Source organism: Paenibacillus sp. JGP012 (assembly GCF_014203995.1).
GTDB classification, from domain to species: Bacteria; Bacillota; Bacilli; order Paenibacillales; family Paenibacillaceae; genus Paenibacillus; species Paenibacillus silvae.
In genome coordinates this window covers 1-21,797 of record NZ_JACHKG010000054.1, presented here as the reverse complement: position 1 = coordinate 21,797, position 21,797 = coordinate 1, and the positions used below count along the sequence as shown (strand labels likewise).

Here is a 21,797-nt window from a genome sequence, read left to right as displayed (position 1 = left end):
AGCTTCTCCATCACGTATACGCCATCTTGAAAAAGGGCGAGCCCTATACACATTAATACCCATAATTATCCAAATAACCTCCACGCCAATGGAGGCTATTTGGGGTACAGAGAAAATTATATCAGTTTCTTGTAGTCCAGCCAAGACAATAAAGCTTGACAAACATTAGCTGGTTTTTTGTTATAATGCTAACGACTGGATTTTGAACCTAGGGGAATAAGTATGGGATACTTGAATTTAAGAAAATCAACGTTGAAGTGGACTTAGGGAAACTAAATAAATTTTGGACTTAGAGAAACCAATGTGAAGTGATGGAAACGATTATTGAACGTGTGAAAAACAATCTTGAAATAGTGAAAAAGAATATTAGTGAAAAAGAATAGATAAGTGATAGAAGAAGTTGAAGTGGTAAGACATCCAATAGGAGCGATGACATGTACACTGATTTACCGATACAAGCGATTATTCCAGAATTGCAGCAATGCTTCCGAGAGCAGGATACAGCTGTTCTCATTGCCGAGCCTGGAGCAGGGAAAACAACGATTGTGCCGCTGGCTATGCTGGAACAGCCTTGGCTTGAGGGCAAAAAAATTGTGATGCTGGAGCCGCGCAGGCTCGCCGCTCGCTCAGCTGCGTCAAGAATGGCAGCAGTCTTGGGTGAAAAGACAGGGCAGACTGTTGGATACCGTGTGCGGATGGATACACGGGTTAGTTCAGCCACTCGCGTTGAAGTCGTGACCGAAGGTGTGCTCACGCGCATGCTGCAGCAGGATCAGGGGCTGGAGGATACCGCCATGATTATTTTCGACGAATTCCATGAGCGGCATCTGCACGGTGATCTGGGGCTTGCTCTTGCACTGCAATCCCGGGCCATGCTGCGCCCGGATCTGAAGCTGCTTGTGATGTCGGCTACGCTGGACCCGGCTCCGGTCAGTAGTCTGCTGGGGGAAGGCACACGTATAGTGCATTGTGCCGGACGAACATTTCCGGTGGAAACGAGATATGTGCCCAAACCGGCTGCCGCTGAACTGGAGAGCTGGACTGCACGCACCATTATTCGGGCATTGACGGAGGAGCAGGGAGATATTCTGGTATTTCTGCCTGGAGCCAGAGAGATACATCGTACGGAACGGGAGCTGATGCAGGCTTCACTCCCCGCTCAGGTGAATGTACATACGCTGTATGGCAGTATGGCTGCCGAGAAGCAGGATGAGGCAATACGTGCCGCTGCCGAAGGCTGGCGCAAGGTGGTTCTGTCTACTTCCATTGCGGAATCAAGCCTTACGATTCCAGGTGTGAAAGTGGTTGTGGATGCGGGGCAGAGCCGGGCATCATCGTTCTCGGCCAGAACGGGCATGAGCCGGCTTGTCACACTGCCGGTGAGTAAAGCGTCCGCCGACCAGCGGCGCGGACGTGCGGGGCGGATTGCCCCGGGGGTGTGTTACCGGCTGTGGAGCGAGGAGACTCATGGGGCGCTGCCTGATGCAGCACGCCCGGAAATCGCCTCCGCGGACCTTGCGCCGCTGGCGCTGGAGCTTGCCGATTGGGGTGTCCAGTCTCCAGCCGAGCTGAGCTGGCTGGACATCCCGCCTGACGCGGCCTACGCGCAGGCACAGGCGCTGCTGCGCCAGCTGGGCGGCCTGGATGACGCAGGCCGCATCACGCCCCTTGGGCGGCGGATGAACACACTTGGTGTTCATCCGCGGCTGGCCAGCATGCTGCTCCGCGCGGCGGAGCTTGGGCTGGCCAGCTACGCCAGCACGCTGGCGGCGCTGCTGCAGGAGCCGTCAGGCCTCCGCAGCGGCAGCGCAAGTGCTGGCGGCGCGGGCGTGGACCTCCGCCCGCGCGTGGAAGCGCTGCTGGCCGCAGGCAGCAGCGCTATGCCGCATGCGGCTGGCGCAGACGGCGCTGCCGTGCGCCGCATGCGGCAGGAGAGCCGCCAGCTGCGCTCGGCGCTCGGCGGCCCGGCGGCCGATCCGGTGCAGCCGGATGAGGACAGCTGCGGGCTGCTGCTGTCCTTCGCGTACCCGGACCGGATCGCGCAGCGCCGGGAGGACGGCCGCTATCTGCTGAGCAGCGGCCGCGGGGTACGGCTCGGCGCGACAGAATCGCTGAGCCGTTCCGCTTATCTGGTCGCAGCCGAGGCAGACGACCAGGGCGCAGATGCGCGCATCCTGCTGGCTGCGCCATTGCAGGAGCAGACGGTGCTGCGTGCCGCGCAGCACCTGCTGCACGAGGAGGTGCAGGTGGCATGGGACCGCACTACGCGAAGCGTGCGGGCACATAAAAGGCAGCGTATTGGCGCGCTGATTATCAAGGAAAGTCCAGCTGCACAGCCGCCGGAAGAGCAGGTGCTGGAGGCACTGTTAACAGGAATACGACTGGAAGGGCTGGGTATTCTGCCTTGGAGCAAAACATCCCGCCAACTTGCGGACCGCATGCGTTTTCTGCATAAGCACCTGCCAGAGTGGCCTGATCTGATCGAGGACCATCTGACGGATGAACTTGCCGAACAGCTAACACCCTATCTGACGGGCATGCGCTCCGCGGCAGATCTCAAGCGGCTTTCGATGCATGATGTACTGCTGGGCGGGCTCAGCTGGACCCTGCGCCAGCAGCTGGATGAGGAGGCGCCAACCCATATACAGGTTCCAAGCGGCTCTCGGATCCCGGTGGATTACAGTAATCCGGATGACCCGGTGCTGGCAGTGCGTTTGCAGGAGATGTTTGGTCAGCAGGAGACCCCGCGAATCGGAGGCGGACGCGTGCCGATAACACTACATCTGTTATCACCTGCAGAGCGACCTGTTCAGGTGACACGAGATTTGGCGAATTTCTGGCGCGAAACCTACTTTGAGGTGAAAAAAGACCTGAAGGGTCGATACCCGAAGCATTATTGGCCGGATGATCCTCTTGAGGCGACAGCAACGAATCGGGCAAAACCGAGAACAACCTGAAGTTAACTTAAAAGATATAAAACTCTTTGAAAAGCCAGGCCGGTGCATAAATTCAGACGTTCACCAAGGTGCAATTGGCCAGCTGAACAACGAAATGGCAATGATGCTCAATGGCGATCATTATCTAAAATGTCCAACATATTTATCCACTTTTTGCTCTTGTACTAACCCGGTCATAAGGGTATGTATTCTTTTGATCTGAATATGGAAAGATTGTTCTGTCATCAGAGTGCTCCTTGTAAAGATGTGTAGTCCAGCTTTCATAGATTCATATTCATACGAACACGATCATCATCCTTCGAACGTTTGAAATAAGATATGACGGGTAATAACATAGCGAACCACTCAAACCAATGAGGAGGTATTCAATATGCAGAAGAAAATCGTAGGTGTGTTTAATACAGAACGTGAAGCGTCCGAGGCTATTGAAAGCTTGAAGGCGGAAGGATTTGCATCCGATGAAATATCCGTCGTTACACAGGATCGGGATGAGCTGAAAGCCATTCGTGAGGAGACAGGCACAAAAGCACCGGAGGGTGTAGCTGCGGGGGCAGCAACCGGCGGTTTGCTTGGCGGTGTGGCGGGTCTGCTCGTAGGTATTGGCGCCCTGGCGATCCCGGGCATTGGTCCAATTCTGGCGGCAGGACCTATTGCAGCAACCTTCACAGGCGCTGCTGTAGGGGCAGGAGCCGGAGGACTGGTGGGCGGACTTGTCGGACTCGGGATTCCGGAAGAGGATGCTAAACAATATGAAGAATATGTGCAGAACGGTAAAATTCTGCTGCTGGTAGACTCGACCGATCGGGACAGCGCTGTATACGATGTGTTTAACCTGGGCAGCCCGGGACATCTGAGCAGAGATGCCGTGCACGGTGAAGATGTCAATGCAGTCCGATCGGATCTGGATGAAAGAAATAATGTTCGATCAGATCTTGATATGGAAGAGCGCCGGATGGAAGCACAGACCAAAGCCGCGCGTTATGGCAACAATACCTTCTTGTAAAGGGAGCGAGTCTGTGCTCATTTCAAACTGGTTTTGTGAAAAACTGCAAAAAATCATGCATACAGGTTATACAAAGCACAGCAGCCGGTCTCCGCTGAGGAGGTCGGTTTTTCTCCCTTATACAGAACCTTGCCCCTTTCTTATACAGAAACTAAACTTGTTCCTGTATCCATCCTGCTGGCAGCTCAAGCTGTATCCCAGGTCGATGGCCCTGTTCTACTTCAGGACCTTGTTTTTCCTGATCAAACAGGGAATAACAATACATAGAGCAGTACTGCAAGCGCGATGCCAATCACAAGCAGAATGATGCCAAGAAAGGTGATGAGCCCGGTTGTGGCTCGAAAGGACTGCTCATTAATCTGTGCTCGTTTCCGGTGATAGGCTGCCGCCGAGAACAGAATAATGGAGATGCCGCCAAGAAGAGACGTGATGCCGGTGATAACCGCAGCAAGGTGTGCCAGCTGATCATAGGCGTTTGAATGGAAGCCAAAACCGGCAGCGAGAAAACCGATGCCCGCCATGGCAATGCCTGTGCGCACCCAAGCGAGGAATGTGCGTTCATTTGCCAGATGCTGCTGTACATATTTGGAATCAGAACTATTGAATGATCTGTCTGACATGGGTATCCGGTACCTCCAATCAAAAATAGTAACTGAAATGGTTTGTTTACATGGCAAGCATGAACAAAAAAATATAAGGAAAGGCTGATGATTTTGCCTCGCAAAGAACGGATTATCGAAATAGAAACATTAAGGGGAATGGCCTTTGCTGCTGTTGTACTCCAGCATTCCATTGCTCATTATTCACTCGTTCCGCAAACAGGACTTCAGGACGGTGTAGTGATGGCAGTGCTGCTGATGCTGGCCAAGTTTGCTGTACCGCTGTTTATATTTATAACCGGGATGGTGTTGTTCTACAACACAGGGAAGCAGCTGAACTACAGCCAGTTTATGCGCAAAAGAGTAATGGACGTGATTTTGCCCTACGTAGTGTGGACGCTCATTTATTTTATACTTACCCCGCGAAGCTGGACGGGCTTTGGCTGGCAGGAGCTTTCTGATCTTGGACTGAAGGTCGTGACGGGCAAAACGGCCTCACATTTCTGGTACATCATCATGCTGATCCAGATCTATGTGTTTTTCCCTTTGTTTCTGCGCAGCATTCGGTACATATATCAGCGTTATCAAGCAAAGGGGCGTATGATTGCCCTGTTGATCTCAGGCATCTTTTATCTGATACTGGCTGATCAATTGAGTACCATTGCTCGCTGGATGGAGCCGCTGCAGATTCCGGTGCTGACCGATGCTTTTACAACCTATGCCGACCGTAATTTTATTTATTTTTTCTTTTATTTCGTGCTTGGGGCCGCAGCGGGATTGTCTGTCCAGAACTGGAGAAAATGGGTTCATCGTCTTCGCTGGGTATCCTGGCTGGTGTTTATTGTACTGGGTCTGCGGTTTATTTATCTATTAATGCTGGAGTTTCAGAAGCCCGATGGCCTTCAGATCAGCTTCTACACCGTCAGCCTGATCAGGCCGGGTATGATCCTGTTTCTGCTCGCTTCAATCCTGGTGCTGTACCAGTTAGCCGTAAAGCTTCAGCAGCCAATGGTGCTGCACTGGCTCGCATGGATTGGCGGCATGTCCTATGGCGGTTATCTGATGCATATGCTGGTGCTTCGTTATAGCTACATTCCAGATGAATGGTTTTACGTGGCTTGGGGATGGAATCCGATTGTTCGTATGATTATCACATGGCTCACTGCACTTGCAGTTTCTTGTGGGCTGACCTGGCTGATCTCTCGTCTGAAATGGGGAAAATGGATCGTGGGTGCGGTGCCGACCAAGCGCCCGCAAACCCAAGGAACAACGGATTCATTGTTATCGAAGTGAATATATCATTACATGAAAAATTCACAATAATGAAAGATAAATTTCGTTGAGTTCTCACCTCACGATTGCTTTCCCCACCTTGATCCTGCTTGCTCTACTCAGGCGTTTGTCATAAAGGTGAGATCAGGATCAAGATGGCAGGATCAGAACATATGTTTTATAATGAAAGATAGACAGGTTCTGACAGGAGGGAAAGCTCATGGCTTTTATGATTGCACAGCGTGCATTTATCAAGGTTTATCTCATTACGATGGTCGAGCAGCACAGAGGATACGGCTACGAGATGCTGGAGGCGATGAAGCAGGAATTCAAGGATTACGGATATGTACCGCCGCAGAGCGAGATATATCGGGCCTTGCATGAGCTGGTACAGCAGGGGATCTTTTATCGAACCAAAAAATTAAAGGGCAATGATCCGAAGGTGGATTTTCAGGAGATCGTGCTCTATCACTTCACGGATGAAGGTGCGGCGAAAGCCGAGTTATACAAAAAACAGGTCAAAGCCGATCTGGATCGTTGTCTTGGCATTTTACACAAGGCGGAAGCGGATAACTACGGTACGAAAGGGCGATGAGCATGAACAGACCTCTGCAATGGGGTGTACTCGGAACTTCTACGATTGCCAAAAAAGCAATTATTCCAGCGATTCAGCAGTCCGAATGTGGTGAAGTGCTGGCGATTGCCAGCCGCTCGAAGGAAAAAGCGGAAGCTATAGCTGAAGAGATGGACATTGTTAGAGCCTATGGCAGTTACGAGGAGCTTCTGGCTGATCCGGATATCCAGGCTGTCTATATTCCTTTGCCGAATCATCTGCACAGAGAATGGACGATCAAAGCTGCCGAGGCGGGAAAACATGTCCTGTGTGAAAAGCCCGCAGCGCTGAATGCGCAGCAATCTGCCGAGATGATCGAGGCATGTGAACGTCATGGTGTTTTGTTTGCCGAGGCGATCATGTATCGTTATCACCCGAAGCACAGACGTGTACAGGAGATTATCGAGAGTGGCGAGATTGGAGCGGTTAGAGCGATACATGGCAACTTTACGTGTAATACCGCGGATGATAAGGAGAATGTACGCTTCAAAAAACATATGGGCGGCGGCTCTATTTTTGACCTCGGCGTATATCCGATCTCTGCTGCCCGCATGTATCTGGGAGACGAGCCTGAAGCCGTTACCGTTCATGCCTTGTTCTCGGAAGAGCATGATGGCGTTGATATGATGGCTTCAGGACTGATCGAGTTTCCGAATTCGGTAGCGCTGACCTTTGATTGCGGCATGTGGGCGTCCGGCCGGGCTGAAATGGAGATTCTCGGCACGGAAGGCCGAATTGAGCTGCCTAAGGTGTTCGGCTGGGAGAACAGTGATATTCCACCGCAGATTATCATCCATACGGATTCGGTAAGCCGGGAGGAGCGGGTTTCCGTCTCAAACTCCTATGTGCTGCAGGTAGAGATTTTTGCCGAGGCGGCGCTGGAGGGCAAGCCTTTACCGTTTAGTCCGAGCAACACCATTCTGAATATGCGTGTGATCGATGCTTGTCTGGAATCGGCCCGAACGCGTCAGCGCGTGCTGGTGGATCAGAGTCCGGTGGAGTAGGCTCCTGAAGCAGAAGTGCTGGTATGCAGTGCAGCAGCTGACTAATAACCATTTACCGAGGCTGTAAAAATGAATCAAGAATAGAAGGCTCCATCCATGCGGATGAGAGTCTTTTTTGCTTGCAACCAACCTGAACACTGGGGTGCTTTTGTTTGCAAGCTGAGTTGATGAACAATTGCTTTACCTGTCGGATTATCTCTGCACGTAATGAATTAAAAATGTATCTGTCATATGACCACTTCAATCAACACTCCACCTGTCCAATGATCATTCTAATCTATCGTGAGAACGCATCGTTTAAAAAGTCGTTAAATATAACGTTAAAAATATTTTAACGTCGGTATTGATTTTTGCGAAAACTACGTTAAAATAATATTAACATTAAAAATATTTTTACGTTGAGGAGTGGGGCAGATGAACGGCAGCACAGTGGTTGGCAAACAAGGACTAGGGGAACTCATTCGAATCAGGCCATATATGCAGTTTATGATGAGCAAAATGGTATCCCGTTTTGGTGATTCCATAGATTCGATTGCATACAGCTGGATGGTGTACGTGTTGACAGGCTCGAAGGTGCTGATGGGCTCCCTGCTGGCTGTTAATTTTTTGCCGAATATTGTATTTGGCCTGTTCGCTGGTGCGCTAGTGGATCGCTTGTCCCCAAAAAAAGTAATCGTAATGACCAATACCGGACGCGGTGTAATGGTGGGCTTGACAGCTCTCTTATTTGCTCTTGGTCAGCTTGAGGTCTGGCATTTATTTTTGTTCACCATTCTGAATTCCTTGCTGGAATGTTTTTCGTCACCTGCCGAGGTGTCCAGTGTTCCCCGCTTGCTTCCACCGTCCATGCTGTTGTCAGGTAACGCGATGACCACATCCGCCACCAGGCTGGCTGAGCTAGCGGGTCTCGCTGCAGCAGGTGCATGCATTGCAACCGTTGGCATTGCATGCACGATCTGGATCGATGCTGCGCTTTTTGCCTTCAGTGCTTTACTTATGAGCCGTGTACATTATCCCGAAGGCATGCCCGCTCGTGGTGTATCTTCTGCCGCCAGAAGTTTGATAGCCGAGATGGCGGATGCTTTTCATTTTCTACGTAAACATGCCTTGTTACTGGTCAGCTCTATTCTGTTTGCCTTGGTGAACTTCTGCCTGATGCCCTTTAATGTGCTTCGTACGCCGTATGTGATGGAGACGCTGCACGCGGATGCCTGGGGGTTAAGTTTGCTTAGCGGGCTGTTAGTCGGGGGAATTGTCATTGGAGGTCTGTGGATGTCCCATTGGGGAGCCCGTTATCGTAAAAGTGTGCTGATCATCACTGGCATCGTAATGTCTGGTTTTGGTTATGCAATGACAGCAGTTCCCGCTTATATGACGGCGTTTCAGCTCCCGGTTGCAGGTTTCTTCTGTCTGCTGATGGGCTTGGGTATTCCGCTGGCGACAACTCCGCTGGCTTCATACCTGATGGAGGTTACTCCTTCCGATATGCTTGGAAGAGTATCAGCTTTGCAAAGCATGCTGGTGTTAAGTGTTTCCCCACTAGGCAGTCTGCTTTCGGGTGTGCTTGCGGACTGGTTTTCAATGCCTGTGCTGTTTATTGTGTTCGGTGTCCTGCTTGGGTTGTCTGCGCTTATACTGCTGACGAACAAAAGTTTTCGCCAAGAGATGTAAGTGTATCCGGTTTTGACCGGGGTCCTGACTGAAAGGTATAATAGAGAGAACGAAGGGCAGGCACGTACCCCGGAAATGAGGAACCAGGCATGCAGCAGCACAAAGTGCTTTCAACGATTGAAGAGATCAAAATATACTCTGATCCGTACCGGATACAGATTATGAATATGTTTAACAGGCAGGGGAGACCCTCCACGGTGAAGGAAATCGCTGATCTGATGGGAGAGGTGCCCGCCAAGGTTCACTATCATGTGAAGAAGCTGGAGAAGATCGGTCTTCTAACCATGGTGTCCACTCGTGAGATTAACGGTATTATCGCCAAATATTACGAACCCTTCTCAGGTGAGATTCACCTGCGTCATGAGGACGAAGAGCATGAGAATTCACCGCTCAAGCAGGTTTTTCGCTCAGAGACATTAAAGCTGCTGAACGAGATGTTCGAGCAGAGTCGTTTTCGCTTTATGAAGCAAGCAGAGCAGGGAGAGAAGAAGGAGAAACGTTTTATTTCCGACATGACACTGTACGCAACGGGGGAAGAGGTTGAGGCGTTATACCAGAATATTGTGGAACTGTGCAAGCCCTATCTGAACAAAAATGAAAAGAATGCTGACCAGCATGTTTTTCAGCTGTTTACGGCACTTTCCAGGGAAATTCCGTTGGAAGCTCAGGCTAATGAGACTGGGACCAGGAAGAAAAAGACGGGAGAACCGAAAAATTCATCTGCCTCTGCGGCATCCGTTACATCAGAAGCCCTGCATACTTCGCCCACCGATAAAACCTCCAAACGTCCTGCTAAACGGAAGGCTAAGCAGTCACCTGAAGGTCAGTCTGAGGATTAAGCCTGCTTGTATGAGCTGATCAAAAGGTTCCAGCCATGGAATGCTCCGGTGACTGCACGGCTCAGGGCAAACTGAACGGCAGTAGAGAAAGTAAGGAGAGCCAGGGCAGGAGCAGGTGAAGCTGAGAAGAGCATATGAAGTCAAAATGAAGTCAAGAAGTGCAGTCATGAAGTGGAGTGTAAGTGTAGCTGCAAGGGAAGGGCACTCAGAACAGCACACGCTGCGCAAGCGAAGGTTAAGCAGGCACAGACAGGGACATGACAGCAGAAAAGCCGCCATTGGCGGCTTTTTAGTATTAGTACGTGACGGCAAGGATTGAATCAGCATTTGATTTACCTTTACATGTTCTCGTCGTAATCCTGCACATCCCGTTTGGCGGCCATGGCAGGTGAATTGGATGTACCATATTCCTCGACCGCCTCCCAGGCCTCTGCGTTGTCAAACTTACCTGCATTGCGCTGTCTCACTTCTCCAGCTCCGCTCGGCGGCATGGTCATAACCTCCTCCTCAACAGGGCGGTCATTGCTTACGTCGCGGTTTGGGGTATGATCAATACAATAGGCAGTATACGGGATGGCTTGCAGCCGTTCAAAAAGAATCTCTTTCCCGCATGTGACACATGTGCCATAGGTTCCCTCTTCCATGCGTTCAAGGGCATCATTCACCTGATTAAACTCATCTGTCAAGGTATCATCAATGGCGAGATCACGGCTGCGTTCAAAGGTTTCTGTACCTGCATCGGCAGGGTGATTATCATAAGAGGACAGTTCACCGGTAGAATCCTTGAGCGATTCGGCGGGAGCACCATCCTCCATGCTGGATTCGAAATGTCGCTGCAAATCTTCACGCTGCTCGAGCAGCGCCTGTTCCAATTCCTGACGTTGATCCTGGGTTAATGTACTCATAAGCACATGCTCCTTTCCCGCTTGGGGTTGTAGAGACTTCTTACCCGAAAAGCGGGAGAAGCAATCATTTTGCAATGGAAACATGGTTTCGTTTTATATCTGATGAATTATGTGTTATAAAAAATAGAGAGAGATATTGCCGTGAGTTCTGTGCTCAGTGCAGAGAACCGCTGCTCGGCTACAATGGAGGGTTGTCAAGATGGATGAACATATGAAACGAAGATTGGACAAACAAAGACAATTGTTCAAACAACTGGGTGTACAGCTGGATGCTTTATCTATTCATGAGAAGCAGTTTAATTATAAACTTCGTGGGTATGACCCGGATGAGGTGGATGCATATCTCGATCTGGTCATTAAAGACTATGAGCGCTTTTATGCCAACATCGCCGATTTGATGGATAAATGGCAGGAACAGCAGCTCACGATCCGCGATCTGAAGAACTCGGTCAAACCGGTGAATGATCCGAACAAGATTGATCGCAAACAACTGGATGATATCGTTAAGCAACTGGAATATACGGTGCGGCAGCTCAAGGCCAGAGCACGTCCTGAGCAGGATCTGTTTACGGAATAAAGCTGATGTATCCAGGATTATATTAAATAAAGGTGGTTAATCATGAGTACTCATTTTTCGGTCAGTGTGCATTGTTTGTTGTTACTGTCTCTCAGCGCGCCTGAACGAATAACGTCCGCAGATATTGCGGGCAGCGTGAATACGAATCCTGTCGTAGTCAGACGGATTCTGGGGGGACTCAAGAAGGCAGGATTGGTCAATTCCTCACCAGGCACCAGAGGCTTTTATCTGGCGAAGCCTTCCAGTGAGATCACATTGGATATGATCTATCAGGCTGCCAAAGACGAGGGTCCCTTGTTCCCGATCCATGGAAATTGCAACCCGAACTGTGAGGTAGGCATCCAGATGGATAGCCTGCTGACGAACCTGTATCGCATTGCCGAGTCGAAGGTAGAGCAGTTTTTTGCATCGATTACACTTGAGGATATGGAACGTTCCTGCTCACAGCAGATGGAGACAACACAATTAGAGACAGAGCAGAAAGCCTAACGAAGGGAAGGCGGTTGACACATGAAAATCATAGTCATCTCTGATACACATCTGCCCAAAAAGGCACGAACTTTACCGGCACCACTTGCAGACGCTTTGACAGGTGCAGATCTGATTCTGCATGCGGGTGACTGGTCAGACTGGAGTGTGTATGAACTGCTTAGCGGTTATGCTCCGGTTGAAGGTGTGGCTGGCAATACCGACCCTTCCGAGATCGGAGAGAAGCTTGGCTTCTCCCGAATTGTCGAAGTGGAGGGGCTGCGGCTTGGACTAGTGCATGGTCACCGCGGATCAAAGGGCACAGAACAGAATGCGATCCAAACCTTTGCAGGCGAACAGCTGGATGCGGTGATCTATGGACATTCTCATATTCCGGTGATGCATACGGTGGATGACGTGCTTGTATTTAATCCGGGCTCACCGACAGACCGCCGATTCCAGAAGCGCTTTTCTTTTGGCATCATGACGGTAGAAGAAGGGAAGCTGCAGGCTGAGCATGTGTTTTTTGACCGGGATTAGAACGATTGTATTGAAATAGAAATAGTACTGGTACAAGCATTGGCACTCTAATGGACAAGCTGTCCCAGCATAGATAGTAATATGGCATTTCTGAACAGAAGTAATTTCTGATCCGGAAGTGCTTTTTTGTTTTGAATCGGAGATGTTTATTTTATTATTTGACGACTCGGAAGAGCTTGCTTTTATTATTTTGTAATCGGATGTAATATGAAACGTTATCTCTGGATGGGGAATATGTGCGGATTGTTATCTGACATTCATCTGTTTGCTTTATGCTCTATGGTGGTGTGCGAGAGAGTGATACAATGCGTTTATGACATGAAATGAATGCGTTTACATGGGAGGGTTCATGGTTATGAAACTGTCCGTATTCACCGTTGCAGTTCCTGATCTGAATGCAGCGGAACTGGCTTCAGCCGCCGCGGCGGCGGGCATCGAGGGTATTGAGTGGAGATTTCGCGGCATACCAGAGGATGCGCTGTCCGAACAGCCTTCCTACTGGAGGAACAACCGCTGTTCCATCGACCCGGACAGGTGGCAGGAGCAGGTGCCAGCTTTTCGAGAAACGGCTGCGGTACATGGAAGACAATCCATTGCACTCGTGCCTTATCTGAGCTGTGGAGACTTGCCGGCAGCAGAGCAAGCATTCCAGGCTGCATCCAAACTCGGCGCTTCGATGATGCGTGTAGGTGTTCCCGGTTATGATCGGACAACGGCTTATCCTGAGCTGTATGCGAAGGCCGTTCGTTATTTGAACGAAGTACAGGATATGGCGAAACAGTACAGCATCAAAGCGGTTGTAGAAACACACCATCAGACGATTGCACCCACAGCTTCTCTGGCTCACCGACTTGTGCAATCTCTTGACCCGGAGCACGTCGGGGTGCTCTACGATCCAGGCAATATGGTGCATGAAGGGTATGAGAACCACCGTATGGGACTTGAACTGCTTGGACCTTATCTCGCTCATGTGCATGTGAAAAATGCCGGATGGTATGTGAAAGAAGCCGGAGATACTCGGGATCAGGCGGCATCAAGCCCAAGCTCTGGTTATGATTTGCCTTTGAGCACATCCTGGCAATGTCATTGGGCTCCGCTAACGGAAGGCATGGTGGATTGGGTGCAGATGGTGCGTGATCTGAGAGCAATGGGATATGACGGTTATTACGGGATTGAAGATTTTAGCGGAGTTTTGCAGTCCAAAGTGATGTTACAGCATTTTGCAGATGTATTTGCTGCAATCGAGCGTCGTATAAACGAGGAGGAGCAAGCATGAGTATGGTTCGAGTAGCGATCATTGGTATTGGAAATATGGGTGCGTCACATGCCAGAACCCTGGCGGCTGGAGAAGTTCCGGGTGCTGAGCTGGCAGCTGTATGTGATGTGAGAAAAGAGATGGAAAGCTGGGTAACAAGTAATCTTCCGTCTACGGTCACGTACTGGCAGGATGCAGAGCAGATGATGGCTTCGGGCACAATTGATGCCGTTATTATTGCTACACCCCATTATGATCATCCTGAACAAGCGATCCAGGCATTCCGGCATGGCCTGCATGTCATGATTGAGAAGCCAGCGGGTGTATATACCAAACAGGTGCGAGAGATGAACGAGGCGGCTGCGGCAAGCGGCAAAGTGTTCTCCATCATGTACAATCAGCGGACGAATCCGCTGTACATCAAGCTGCGTGACCTGATTGCATCTGGCGAGCTAGGAGAAGTACGGCGTACCAACTGGATTATTACGAACTGGTATCGCTCTCAGAGCTACTATGATTCCGGCGGCTGGCGTGCAACATGGGCAGGCGAGGGAGGCGGCGTGCTGATTAATCAGGACCCGCACCAGCTGGACCTGTGGCAGTGGACCATTGGCATGATGCCTATACGTATGCGTGCCTTCTGCTCCTTCGGCAAATATCGGAACATTGAAGTAGAAGATGATGTGACTGCGTATGTGGAATATGAAAATGGAGCAACCGGCGTATTTGTAACCACCACGGGTGAAGCGCCAGGAACGAACCGCTTTGAGGTAAACGGTGACCGCGGAAAAATCGTCATTGAAGACGGACAGCTCACCTTCTGGCGGCTGCGCGAATCAGAGCCGGAGTTCAACAAGCGTTTTACGGGTGGCTTCGGACAGCCGGAATGCTGGAAATGTGATGTGCCGATTACGGGCATCGAAACGGGACATCCGGGTCTGATCCGCAACTGGGTCGATGTGATTCGTACAGGTGCACCGCTGATTGCTCCCGGGCAGGACGGGATTCACGGTTTGACGTTATCCAACGCTATGCTGCTATCCACCTGGACGGACAACTGGGTGAATCTGCCGATCGATGAAGACCTGTTCTACGAGCATCTGCAGGACCGTATTGCCAATTCAACAACGAAGAAAGACAAAGCATATGCAGGCGGTCAGCCTGCTGATCTGAGCCAGACGTTTAAATGAGATGTAGATAAGTTGAAGTAGAGATTTACACGGAACACTCCGATGCAGGGTAACGAGGAGAGCATTTAAATATAATTGGAAAAGAGGATGGGTTGATATGGCGAAAGACGGAATGTTCTACGCACCAAAAAGTGTGACTAAAGAGGTTGTATGCGTACCGGGGGAGTTCACCATCGCGGCAGTTGCTTTGGATCATGGACATATCTATGGCATGGTTGGCGGTTTGCTGGACGCCGGGGCGACGCTCAAATGGGTATATGACCCGGACCCGGCCAAGGTGGAGGCATTCCGCAAGCAATTCCCGCAGGCACAGATTGCGGCATCGGAAGCAGAAGTGCTCGCGGATGATGAGGTGCTGCTGGTAGCAAGCGCCGCTATTACGTCAGATCGTGCGCCACTCGGCATGAGAGTGATGGCAGCGGGTAAGGATTATTTTACGGACAAAGCCCCGTTCACAACGATGGAGCAATTAGAACTGGCACGTGAAGAAGTGAAACGCACAGGCAAGAAATACATGGTGTATTACAGTGAACGCCTGCATGTGGAAAGTGCCATCTATGCAGGGCAGCTGATCGAACAGGGTGCGATCGGCAAGGTAGTTCAGGTCATGGGCACAGGGCCTCACCGCTTGAATGCCGGAGGACGACCAGATTGGTTCTTCAACCATGAGCAGTATGGTGGTATTCTCTGTGACATTGGCAGTCACCAGATTGAGCAGTTCCTGACCTTTGCTTCATGCAGTGATGCACAGGTAGCCTTCAGTCGGGTTAACAATTTCAATCATCCACAGTTTCCGGAGCTGGAGGATTTCGGTGAAGCTTCCCTGATCGGTGATAACGGGGCTTCCGGCTACTTCCGTGTAGACTGGTTTACCCCAGATGGCCTCGGCACATGGGGCGACGGACGCACCGTAATTCTAGGCACAGACGGTTACATCGAGCTGCGAAAGTACATCGATATCGCCCGCGAGTCGGAAGGAGATCAGGTGTACCTGGTTAACCATGAGGGTGAATTCAGATACAATGTCAAAGGTAAAGTCGGCTACCCGTTCTTCGGTCAGCTCATCCGCGACTGTCTGGATCGCACCGAGACGGCGATGACGCAGGAGCACGCATTCAAAGCGGCAGAGCTCTGCCTGATCGCCCAGCATAAAGCGATGAGCGAGCGCGTCGTATGGAGTGTGGGTGGGAAGTAAGGTTTTAGGTGTTTTAATTCAGTTGTAAGGCAGATCGTCTAGATGAGGAAAGCAGTCCCAATATATCTGTGGCTACACTTGTTAGCTCGTTCTAACAAACGCCGCAGTGTGAGGGCTGCTTTTTGTGCATTTGTGACTTCGCAGATGGAACAAGTTGGGTTATATTAGATGTAGTTGGGATATGAGGTAGAAATGAGAGGGATATACGAAGGTCGTAGATCTGATGTTATATGAAATTGGGGGCTAGACATGTACATACAAAGCTAACGCTTAAAATCTGATAAATAATCATTTATTATAACTGATAGAATCTGTTTTTGCTTTAATACTGCATAAAACATCTATATTGGAAATGTGACACTCCAATAGGTACAAAATGAAAAACATTTAATGGTGATCTGATTATGTCTAATTGTGAGCATTGTGAGGGGAAATGAAAATGAATAAATTAGTGGAATTCATAAAACAATACAAATGGATATTAATTGCATTTGTATCAGGACCAGTTTTTGTTAATATATTAGTCCTGATACCAGCAATACCCAGGGTTACAGCAGGAAATACTGAGCTTTGGTTGAGCTTCTTTGGAAACTATTCAGGTGGTATAATCGGAGGGATTGTTGCCCTGTTAGTAACAAAATATCAAATCGATCAGCAAAAGAAAGTTGACCATAATAAACGATTATTAGAGCAACTTCCGACACTTCATGCCATAAAAATCGAGTTAGATAAGATCAGGCGTGTTATGGAGAATTACTCATCTGGATTTAATCAATTTACAGAACTTCAAGAAGATATGGTTAAGGGTAAACATCTGGTGTCTGATTGGAATCAGCAGTTGTTTAGTAATGTGGACTTGATAGTTGATGAAACTCTATTGGTAGATTTACTCTATTTTAGAGAAGAATATTTGGAAATATGGGGGAGCCTGAGATATGATTTGATTGGACTAATTTCGGAGTTAGAAACTTCGAAAAAGGTAAATACTGCCGCTAGAATGTTTGATAAACGAATACTTCAGAAAGAAGCAGAGTTGGCTGTACTTATTACACAAATAGAAGCTGAAAAACGTAGTGCTTGGGAAGCTATTTCTAGTGGAGTGATTGTTACAAAGATTGATGCTTTACTAAAGAAACTTAAAAAGGAAATCAGAGCTGCGAGTAACGGTGATAGTTGAATGTTCGTTTCATCTTATTATAATATTTGTATTTTATGTGAGTTCCACCGTATAAGAAAAAAAGAGCGAATAAGAAATGATTTGAAGATAATCTCTAGGAAGGCCCCCAACATCTTATAACAAAATATTCAAGCTGCGGCTCCTTCGTAGCCTTGGTCTGCTAGTGGAGTTCAGAGAGGGATTTCAGCAGACAACCCCTTCGGGGTTCATGAATACAGGAACGTTAGATGAAATAGCCTCAAAAGTTAACAATCATTGGAAACGGATGTTAAGTCCACTCAAACTTTAGTGTATAATAAAAACAAAGAAGTGTAGGAGATATGCAGAGTGAGTATTGAAGAGAAACTTATTCAAGACTTTTTGACATTGCCTGATGACAAGAAAATTGAAGTGATTGATTTTGTTGAATTCCTGAAGAATCGTAGTAATAAGCAAATGGATTCGCTCATGGACGATATTATAAACGAGAATATTGAGGCACTTAGGGAATTATCGAAAAACGTTTAAATGAGATTTCTGTAAAGTACGAGTAAGAAGAACTAGTTGAATTGGGGTTGAAGACCGCAGAAGGTGAATTCACAGAAGGGAATGTACAACAGTGGATAGAAGAGCATCAAGTGTAAAATTGGCTTGATGTTCTTTTTTTGTAAGAACAAATGAAGCAACCCCTTGGGGTTAATGAATACAGGAACGTTTTAAGAAATAGTCGGAATCAATGAAGTATAAAAAAATTGAACACAAGTTCAAACTTGAAAACTTTATTAATCCTAATTCAGAATATGATCTGTGGATTACATCCTCCGCAATTGCTCTTCAAGATTTAATAAAAACGCACAAGCTTATTTTACACTCAAGTGACTCTAAGGAAATGCCTAACTATACATTTTTCTTGTTTAAGATCAGTCTTGGATTATTAAAAGAATCTGTAGATTTAGTTGAAAGCAGTTTGAAAAGTAACATTGCTGAGAGGCTCGTATCAATTAAAAACTTCAAAAAGAAATATGATGAATTTATCGAACTAATAACAAATGATCCAGATTACAAATACCTGAAGGATTTTATTAATGAATCACGAAATAAGGTATTTCATTATAATAACTTCCAAAAAAGGAACGATGCAAAGTCCGTAAAGAAGATATTAAATGAATTATTGTTGAAGACTTTAGAACAGAATTCACTTTGACAAGCGATCATTATTTGTTTAGGGACTATACCTTTGCAGAAGAAATTCAATTGAATCAGTTAATCAGTATAATCGAGAAACAAGAGAAAACTAAAGAACTTGGAGATAGACTTCACAATCTATCAATAATAATGGTCAAGATAATGACATTGCTACAAGATGTGATATTTGATTTTATTCTCGATCAACAATCGAATCTTACAATACTTAGGATAAATTTTAAATGATTCTTAGGAGTATATCTTAGAAGCCAACGACATCCTAGAACATCGTATTCACGCTGCGTCGCTATCGCTCCTTGGTCCGGCCAAAGTAGGGAGAAGCTTCATCAAAGTAGAGATTTCAGTAGCAGAGTAGCATATTCAGCCTGACACCCTACACTGCCAAACCGCGTCGCGGCCGTTCCCTCCGGTCACTTAAGGCAGTGAGGGTTCGTGAATACAACAACGTTATAGGAAATTCCGGCAAATTCAAAAAAAGGAGATATTCAATGAAAATTATAAGTCCAATAATTATATGTGTTATTTTACTTCTCATTGTTGGTTGTTCTGATTCCATTACTGCTACAGATCCTTCGATAGAACCCCCAACGACAATTGCAAATTCAGAATCAGATTCTACAGAAGAAGTTGTATCAACTGATCCGCCAGTTTCCACTCCTGAATTAGGAAATATTAAAGAAGATAAATATTATTCAATAAAATATAAACAATCCCTTGTTCAACTGAGAGATGATGAAAAGTCTGTAGTGCATATACTAGGGGAGCCTGACGAAGCTTCTCAAGTTAAGCAGCTCGGTGATGGAGCAGATACCTTTAGTGGTATGTATTCTAAGCATCTCTATTATAGTGGATTAACATTAAAGTTTCTGGGAATGGAAAAAAGCAGCCTATGGCTTTCAGAAATTATATTAGATCAGAATGAATATGAAACATCTGAAGGGATAAAAGTTGGGGATCATTTAGAAAAATTGAAGAATGCATATTCAAATATTAAATATGAAAACCTGAAGACGATTGAGAACAAACCAAATTTAAAGATATATGAATACTTTCAAGGTGATCTTGGATTCTTCGCAGAATTTATTGTTAATGAGAGTGATGTCATAGAAGAGATTCATATGTATTTTCTTTTTGATTAATTGAGTATCCAGTAACTCAGGAAGGCCGGAACATTCTACAACACGAGATTCACGATGCGGGCATGTGTCCTTGGTCTGGCAAAAGTTGAATTCGATTCGGGGAGGCAATTGCAGTTGCAGGGAAGCGGATTCAGCCGGACACATCCAACTCCCTAACCGCATCGCGGCCGCCCTTCTGGCTTAAGGGAGTTGGACGTCGTGAATACAAGAACGTTATCTGAAACTTACAAGATTGAAAGGAGAAAAAAATGATACTTGGATTATATGAAGCACATTTACCCGTGAGCAATTTACAACAATCCATTGAATTTTACTCTAAGCTAGGATTAGAACTGGCTTGGAGAGATGAAGATACAGCTTTCTTCTGGATTGAAAAAGAAAAGAGTTGGGTGGGGCTATGGCAGGGCGAAGAGCATAAAACAGCGTATCATCCATCATTAAGGCATATCGCATTTCGAGTGAGTTATGAAGATCTTCGAGAAAGTGTGAAATGGCTTCAAACGATTGAAATAGAGCCTGTTCCATTTGGGAAGAGAGATTCCATAAATCCATTTGTTAGACCTAACCAAGGAAATGCTTCAGTCTACTTCAATGATCCAGATGGTAATAGTTTAGAATTAATGTGTTTTGTGAGTGTACCTGAAAACTTGAAGAATATATCCAATAAATTATCAATAGAAGAATGGGAAGACCTTGTGAAAGAAAGAAATTAAGAATATACAGGCTGCGGACATACGTCCTTGGCTTGTCAGGCGCTGGATACTCAGCACACGCTGAGTTGTGAAAACAGGAACGTTATATGTATGACACATAAATTGAGTTTTTAGGAGCGCTCTCAACGATGATTAGGAACATAGAAAGCATAAAATCCATCATTAATAATTTTACAATCCATAGAATCGAGTGGCTTTCAGATTTTCATTTTCATATTACTCAAGACCAATATTTTGAGAATATTTCTATACTGCATATAACGTTCTTAATCAAAGAAAATGAGACAACATATGAATTACTTATAAGATTTTCGAACGTAGAAGCCTTACACTTTAAATCTGGAGGAGCACTAACTCAAATAAGTGGTTTTAATATTAAAGGTTTAAAGGAAAACGGTTATTACCCAATGAAATATGAAGTCGAGGATTACGAGAATGGGATCATCCATTTTTATTGTGCTGATATTGAATTTATAAGTCTTACTGAGAGCGAGTACATTGCTATCTAGAATACAGAAGCAGCTAGTTAGATACAACTTAAGAAGGGAATATCCTTCATATAACATAGTATTCAAGCAGCGGTTCTTTGAGATTTAGGTCTGAGAGATGGATTTCAAGGAGGCATTTCAGCAGACAACCCTTTCGGGTTCATGAATAATACAGAAACGTTATAGGATATTGGAGCAAGATTTTAATAAACAAAGCTTATTTAAATTCATCGTTGAATTAAGGGCAATCTTGCCAAAGGAAATAAGGATCTTTTGATTTAAATGTAAAATATTTCAAGAGAGGAACAAAAAAATGATTACATTAGATTTAATGAATTCTACTGAATTCCAGGAGTATCTAAATTCAGCAATTAAAAGCTATGCGGAAAGCAACGTTCAATCTGGTAATTGGAGTGAGCGGGAATCAATCAGTAAGGCAACAGAACAATACGAACAACTTTTGCCGGATGACGAGAAAACTCCTAATAATAAATTATTTACAATTCGTTTTGATGGCAAAGAGGTTGGCATGATTTGGTTGGCATTGAAACCAAACAGCAAGGGGTTTATCTACGATATAAGGATTAGGGAAGATTACCGAGGACGTGGATTTGGTAAGAAAGCGATGGAGGATATAGAAAAAGTGGGCAGAGAATTAGGCATAAAGAGTATAGGACTTCACGTCTTTGCTCATAATTCAATAGCACGTAGCTTATATGAAAAGCTAGGCTACAAAGAAACGAGCGTTGTAATGGAAAAAAAATTATAAACTCAATAGCTTGTTCAAAAAAAGATGTGAATTCAACAGACAACCCTTACTGGCTAAGATAGGAGTTACCTAAGCGAGTGGGGGTCGTGAATACGAGAACATTAGATGAAATAGCCTGAGATCGTTAACAAAACGTATAAAAAATATCACGCGTGTTGAATATCTAATTTATGTAAATTTATTTTGCTGAAACACCGAACTTAAAAAATGTTCATGTTGCATCACCAGTCGCCATTCG

At 46.7% G+C, this 21,797-nt stretch carries 23 protein-coding genes; 21 read left to right on the top strand and 2 right to left on the bottom strand.

The window, feature by feature from the left end:
- Window positions 1–434: 434 nt before the first annotated feature.
- Window positions 435–2,957 carry an ATP-dependent helicase HrpB gene (gene hrpB / locus HNR77_RS29500; protein WP_184191573.1) on the top strand — a complete coding sequence of 841 codons (2,523 nt, stop codon included), beginning with the start codon at window positions 435–437 and terminating at the stop codon, window positions 2,955–2,957.
- A 370-nt stretch (window positions 2,958–3,327) separates the two neighbouring features.
- A complete protein-coding gene (locus tag HNR77_RS29495; RefSeq protein ID WP_184191571.1) occupies window positions 3,328–3,960 on the top strand; it encodes a general stress protein in 633 nt (210 codons plus the stop codon).
- Window positions 3,961–4,202: 242 nt separating this feature from the next.
- Here the strand turns inward: HNR77_RS29495 and HNR77_RS29490 are convergent, their stop codons facing one another.
- The gene (locus HNR77_RS29490; RefSeq protein WP_184191569.1) at window positions 4,203–4,580 is read right to left on the bottom strand and encodes a YidH family protein; all 378 of its coding nucleotides are present in this window, start codon (window positions 4,578–4,580) and stop codon (window positions 4,203–4,205) included.
- 87 nt (window positions 4,581–4,667) lie between these two features.
- On the opposite strand from HNR77_RS29490, the gene HNR77_RS29485 reads away from it, so the two are divergent.
- From HNR77_RS29485 to HNR77_RS29460, 6 genes are all read left to right on the top strand, one after another.
- Complete coding sequence (locus HNR77_RS29485) at window positions 4,668–5,852, top strand: acyltransferase (RefSeq protein WP_184191567.1); 1,185 nt, start codon at window positions 4,668–4,670, stop codon at window positions 5,850–5,852.
- 199 nt (window positions 5,853–6,051) lie between these two features.
- Complete coding sequence (locus HNR77_RS29480) at window positions 6,052–6,426, top strand: replication termination protein (protein WP_184191565.1); 375 nt, start codon at window positions 6,052–6,054, stop codon at window positions 6,424–6,426.
- A 2-nt stretch (window positions 6,427–6,428) separates the two neighbouring features.
- Entirely contained in the window at window positions 6,429–7,448 is a 1,020-nt protein-coding gene (locus HNR77_RS29475) for a Gfo/Idh/MocA family protein (protein ID WP_184191563.1), read from the top strand.
- A 414-nt stretch (window positions 7,449–7,862) separates the two neighbouring features.
- On the top strand, window positions 7,863–9,119 hold the full coding sequence (locus HNR77_RS29470; protein ID WP_184191561.1) for an MFS transporter: 1,257 nt from the start codon (window positions 7,863–7,865) through the stop codon (window positions 9,117–9,119).
- Window positions 9,120–9,208: 89 nt separating this feature from the next.
- A complete protein-coding gene (locus HNR77_RS29465; RefSeq protein WP_184191559.1) occupies window positions 9,209–9,958 on the top strand; it encodes an ArsR/SmtB family transcription factor in 750 nt (249 codons plus the stop codon).
- Window positions 9,959–10,103: 145 nt separating this feature from the next.
- Entirely contained in the window at window positions 10,104–10,277 is a 174-nt protein-coding gene (locus HNR77_RS29460; protein WP_221444049.1) for a hypothetical protein, read from the top strand.
- Window positions 10,278–10,296: 19 nt separating this feature from the next.
- On the opposite strand, the gene HNR77_RS29455 is transcribed toward HNR77_RS29460, so the two are convergent.
- The gene (locus HNR77_RS29455; protein WP_184191556.1) at window positions 10,297–10,863 is read right to left on the bottom strand and encodes a TraR/DksA C4-type zinc finger protein; all 567 of its coding nucleotides are present in this window, start codon (window positions 10,861–10,863) and stop codon (window positions 10,297–10,299) included.
- Window positions 10,864–11,062: 199 nt separating this feature from the next.
- Here HNR77_RS29455 and HNR77_RS29450 point away from each other — a divergent pair, with 199 nt between their 5' ends.
- From HNR77_RS29450 to HNR77_RS29390, 13 genes are all read left to right on the top strand, one after another.
- A complete protein-coding gene (locus tag HNR77_RS29450) occupies window positions 11,063–11,440 on the top strand; it encodes a DivIVA domain-containing protein (RefSeq protein ID WP_110892945.1) in 378 nt (125 codons plus the stop codon).
- Window positions 11,441–11,482: 42 nt separating this feature from the next.
- Window positions 11,483–11,929 (top strand): Rrf2 family transcriptional regulator, encoded by a 447-nt coding sequence (locus HNR77_RS29445; RefSeq protein WP_111271118.1) that lies wholly within the window; start codon window positions 11,483–11,485, stop codon window positions 11,927–11,929.
- A gap of 21 nt (window positions 11,930–11,950) precedes the next feature.
- Window positions 11,951–12,448, top strand: a complete 498-nt coding sequence (locus HNR77_RS29440; protein ID WP_145402714.1) for a metallophosphoesterase family protein — start codon at window positions 11,951–11,953, stop codon at window positions 12,446–12,448.
- A gap of 355 nt (window positions 12,449–12,803) precedes the next feature.
- Window positions 12,804–13,724, top strand: a complete 921-nt coding sequence (locus HNR77_RS29435; RefSeq protein ID WP_184191554.1) for a sugar phosphate isomerase/epimerase family protein — start codon at window positions 12,804–12,806, stop codon at window positions 13,722–13,724.
- Entirely contained in the window at window positions 13,721–14,893 is a 1,173-nt protein-coding gene (locus HNR77_RS29430) for a Gfo/Idh/MocA family protein (RefSeq protein WP_184191552.1), read from the top strand. Before HNR77_RS29435 ends, HNR77_RS29430 begins: the two co-directional genes overlap by 4 nt.
- A 97-nt stretch (window positions 14,894–14,990) precedes the next feature.
- On the top strand, window positions 14,991–16,088 hold the full coding sequence (locus tag HNR77_RS29425; protein ID WP_184191550.1) for a Gfo/Idh/MocA family protein: 1,098 nt from the start codon (window positions 14,991–14,993) through the stop codon (window positions 16,086–16,088).
- Between the two features lie 439 nt (window positions 16,089–16,527).
- Entirely contained in the window at window positions 16,528–17,265 is a 738-nt protein-coding gene (locus HNR77_RS29420) for a hypothetical protein (RefSeq protein WP_184191548.1), read from the top strand.
- Between the two features lie 327 nt (window positions 17,266–17,592).
- Window positions 17,593–17,772 (top strand): DUF2281 domain-containing protein, encoded by a 180-nt coding sequence (locus HNR77_RS29415; protein ID WP_184191546.1) that lies wholly within the window; start codon window positions 17,593–17,595, stop codon window positions 17,770–17,772.
- 208 nt (window positions 17,773–17,980) lie between these two features.
- Window positions 17,981–18,448: a hypothetical protein gene (locus HNR77_RS29410; protein ID WP_184191544.1), complete on the top strand. Its 468-nt coding sequence runs from the start codon at window positions 17,981–17,983 to the stop codon at window positions 18,446–18,448.
- A gap of 490 nt (window positions 18,449–18,938) precedes the next feature.
- Window positions 18,939–19,589 carry a hypothetical protein gene (locus HNR77_RS29405; protein WP_184191542.1) on the top strand — a complete coding sequence of 217 codons (651 nt, stop codon included), beginning with the start codon at window positions 18,939–18,941 and terminating at the stop codon, window positions 19,587–19,589.
- A 248-nt stretch (window positions 19,590–19,837) separates the two neighbouring features.
- Window positions 19,838–20,302, top strand: a complete 465-nt coding sequence (locus HNR77_RS29400) for a VOC family protein (protein ID WP_184191540.1) — start codon at window positions 19,838–19,840, stop codon at window positions 20,300–20,302.
- 128 nt (window positions 20,303–20,430) lie between these two features.
- Window positions 20,431–20,811 (top strand): hypothetical protein, encoded by a 381-nt coding sequence (locus tag HNR77_RS29395; protein WP_184191538.1) that lies wholly within the window; start codon window positions 20,431–20,433, stop codon window positions 20,809–20,811.
- A 292-nt stretch (window positions 20,812–21,103) separates the two neighbouring features.
- A complete protein-coding gene (locus HNR77_RS29390; RefSeq protein WP_184191536.1) occupies window positions 21,104–21,559 on the top strand; it encodes a GNAT family N-acetyltransferase in 456 nt (151 codons plus the stop codon).
- The last annotated feature ends 238 nt before the right edge of the window (window positions 21,560–21,797 follow it).

What these genes read in the sequence shown, in the direction of transcription:
- HNR77_RS29430 (WP_184191552.1), top strand. Translation starts at nt 13,721, where the DNA reads ATGAGTATGGTTCGAGTAGCGATCATTGGTATTGGAAATATGGGTGCG.
- HNR77_RS29425 (WP_184191550.1), top strand. Translation starts at nt 14,991, where the DNA reads ATGGCGAAAGACGGAATGTTCTACGCACCAAAAAGTGTGACTAAAGAG.
- HNR77_RS29460 (WP_221444049.1), top strand. Translation starts at nt 10,104, where the DNA reads ATGAAGTCAAGAAGTGCAGTCATGAAGTGGAGTGTAAGTGTAGCTGCA.
- HNR77_RS29410 (WP_184191544.1), top strand. Translation starts at nt 17,981, where the DNA reads ATGAAGTATAAAAAAATTGAACACAAGTTCAAACTTGAAAACTTTATT.
- HNR77_RS29405 (WP_184191542.1), top strand. Translation starts at nt 18,939, where the DNA reads ATGAAAATTATAAGTCCAATAATTATATGTGTTATTTTACTTCTCATT.
- HNR77_RS29400 (WP_184191540.1), top strand. Translation starts at nt 19,838, where the DNA reads ATGATACTTGGATTATATGAAGCACATTTACCCGTGAGCAATTTACAA.
- HNR77_RS29420 (WP_184191548.1), top strand. Translation starts at nt 16,528, where the DNA reads ATGAATAAATTAGTGGAATTCATAAAACAATACAAATGGATATTAATT.
- HNR77_RS29390 (WP_184191536.1), top strand. Translation starts at nt 21,104, where the DNA reads ATGATTACATTAGATTTAATGAATTCTACTGAATTCCAGGAGTATCTA.
- HNR77_RS29445 (WP_111271118.1), top strand. Translation starts at nt 11,483, where the DNA reads ATGAGTACTCATTTTTCGGTCAGTGTGCATTGTTTGTTGTTACTGTCT.
- HNR77_RS29435 (WP_184191554.1), top strand. Translation starts at nt 12,804, where the DNA reads ATGAAACTGTCCGTATTCACCGTTGCAGTTCCTGATCTGAATGCAGCG.
- HNR77_RS29450 (WP_110892945.1), top strand. Translation starts at nt 11,063, where the DNA reads ATGGATGAACATATGAAACGAAGATTGGACAAACAAAGACAATTGTTC.
- HNR77_RS29490 (WP_184191569.1), bottom strand. Translation starts at nt 4,580, where the DNA reads ATGTCAGACAGATCATTCAATAGTTCTGATTCCAAATATGTACAGCAG.
- HNR77_RS29495 (WP_184191571.1), top strand. Translation starts at nt 3,328, where the DNA reads ATGCAGAAGAAAATCGTAGGTGTGTTTAATACAGAACGTGAAGCGTCC.
- HNR77_RS29485 (WP_184191567.1), top strand. Translation starts at nt 4,668, where the DNA reads ATGATTTTGCCTCGCAAAGAACGGATTATCGAAATAGAAACATTAAGG.
- HNR77_RS29455 (WP_184191556.1), bottom strand. Translation starts at nt 10,863, where the DNA reads ATGAGTACATTAACCCAGGATCAACGTCAGGAATTGGAACAGGCGCTG.
- hrpB (WP_184191573.1), top strand. Translation starts at nt 435, where the DNA reads ATGTACACTGATTTACCGATACAAGCGATTATTCCAGAATTGCAGCAA.
- HNR77_RS29395 (WP_184191538.1), top strand. Translation starts at nt 20,431, where the DNA reads ATGATTAGGAACATAGAAAGCATAAAATCCATCATTAATAATTTTACA.
- HNR77_RS29465 (WP_184191559.1), top strand. Translation starts at nt 9,209, where the DNA reads ATGCAGCAGCACAAAGTGCTTTCAACGATTGAAGAGATCAAAATATAC.
- HNR77_RS29440 (WP_145402714.1), top strand. Translation starts at nt 11,951, where the DNA reads ATGAAAATCATAGTCATCTCTGATACACATCTGCCCAAAAAGGCACGA.
- HNR77_RS29480 (WP_184191565.1), top strand. Translation starts at nt 6,052, where the DNA reads ATGGCTTTTATGATTGCACAGCGTGCATTTATCAAGGTTTATCTCATT.
- HNR77_RS29475 (WP_184191563.1), top strand. Translation starts at nt 6,429, where the DNA reads ATGAACAGACCTCTGCAATGGGGTGTACTCGGAACTTCTACGATTGCC.
- HNR77_RS29470 (WP_184191561.1), top strand. Translation starts at nt 7,863, where the DNA reads ATGAACGGCAGCACAGTGGTTGGCAAACAAGGACTAGGGGAACTCATT.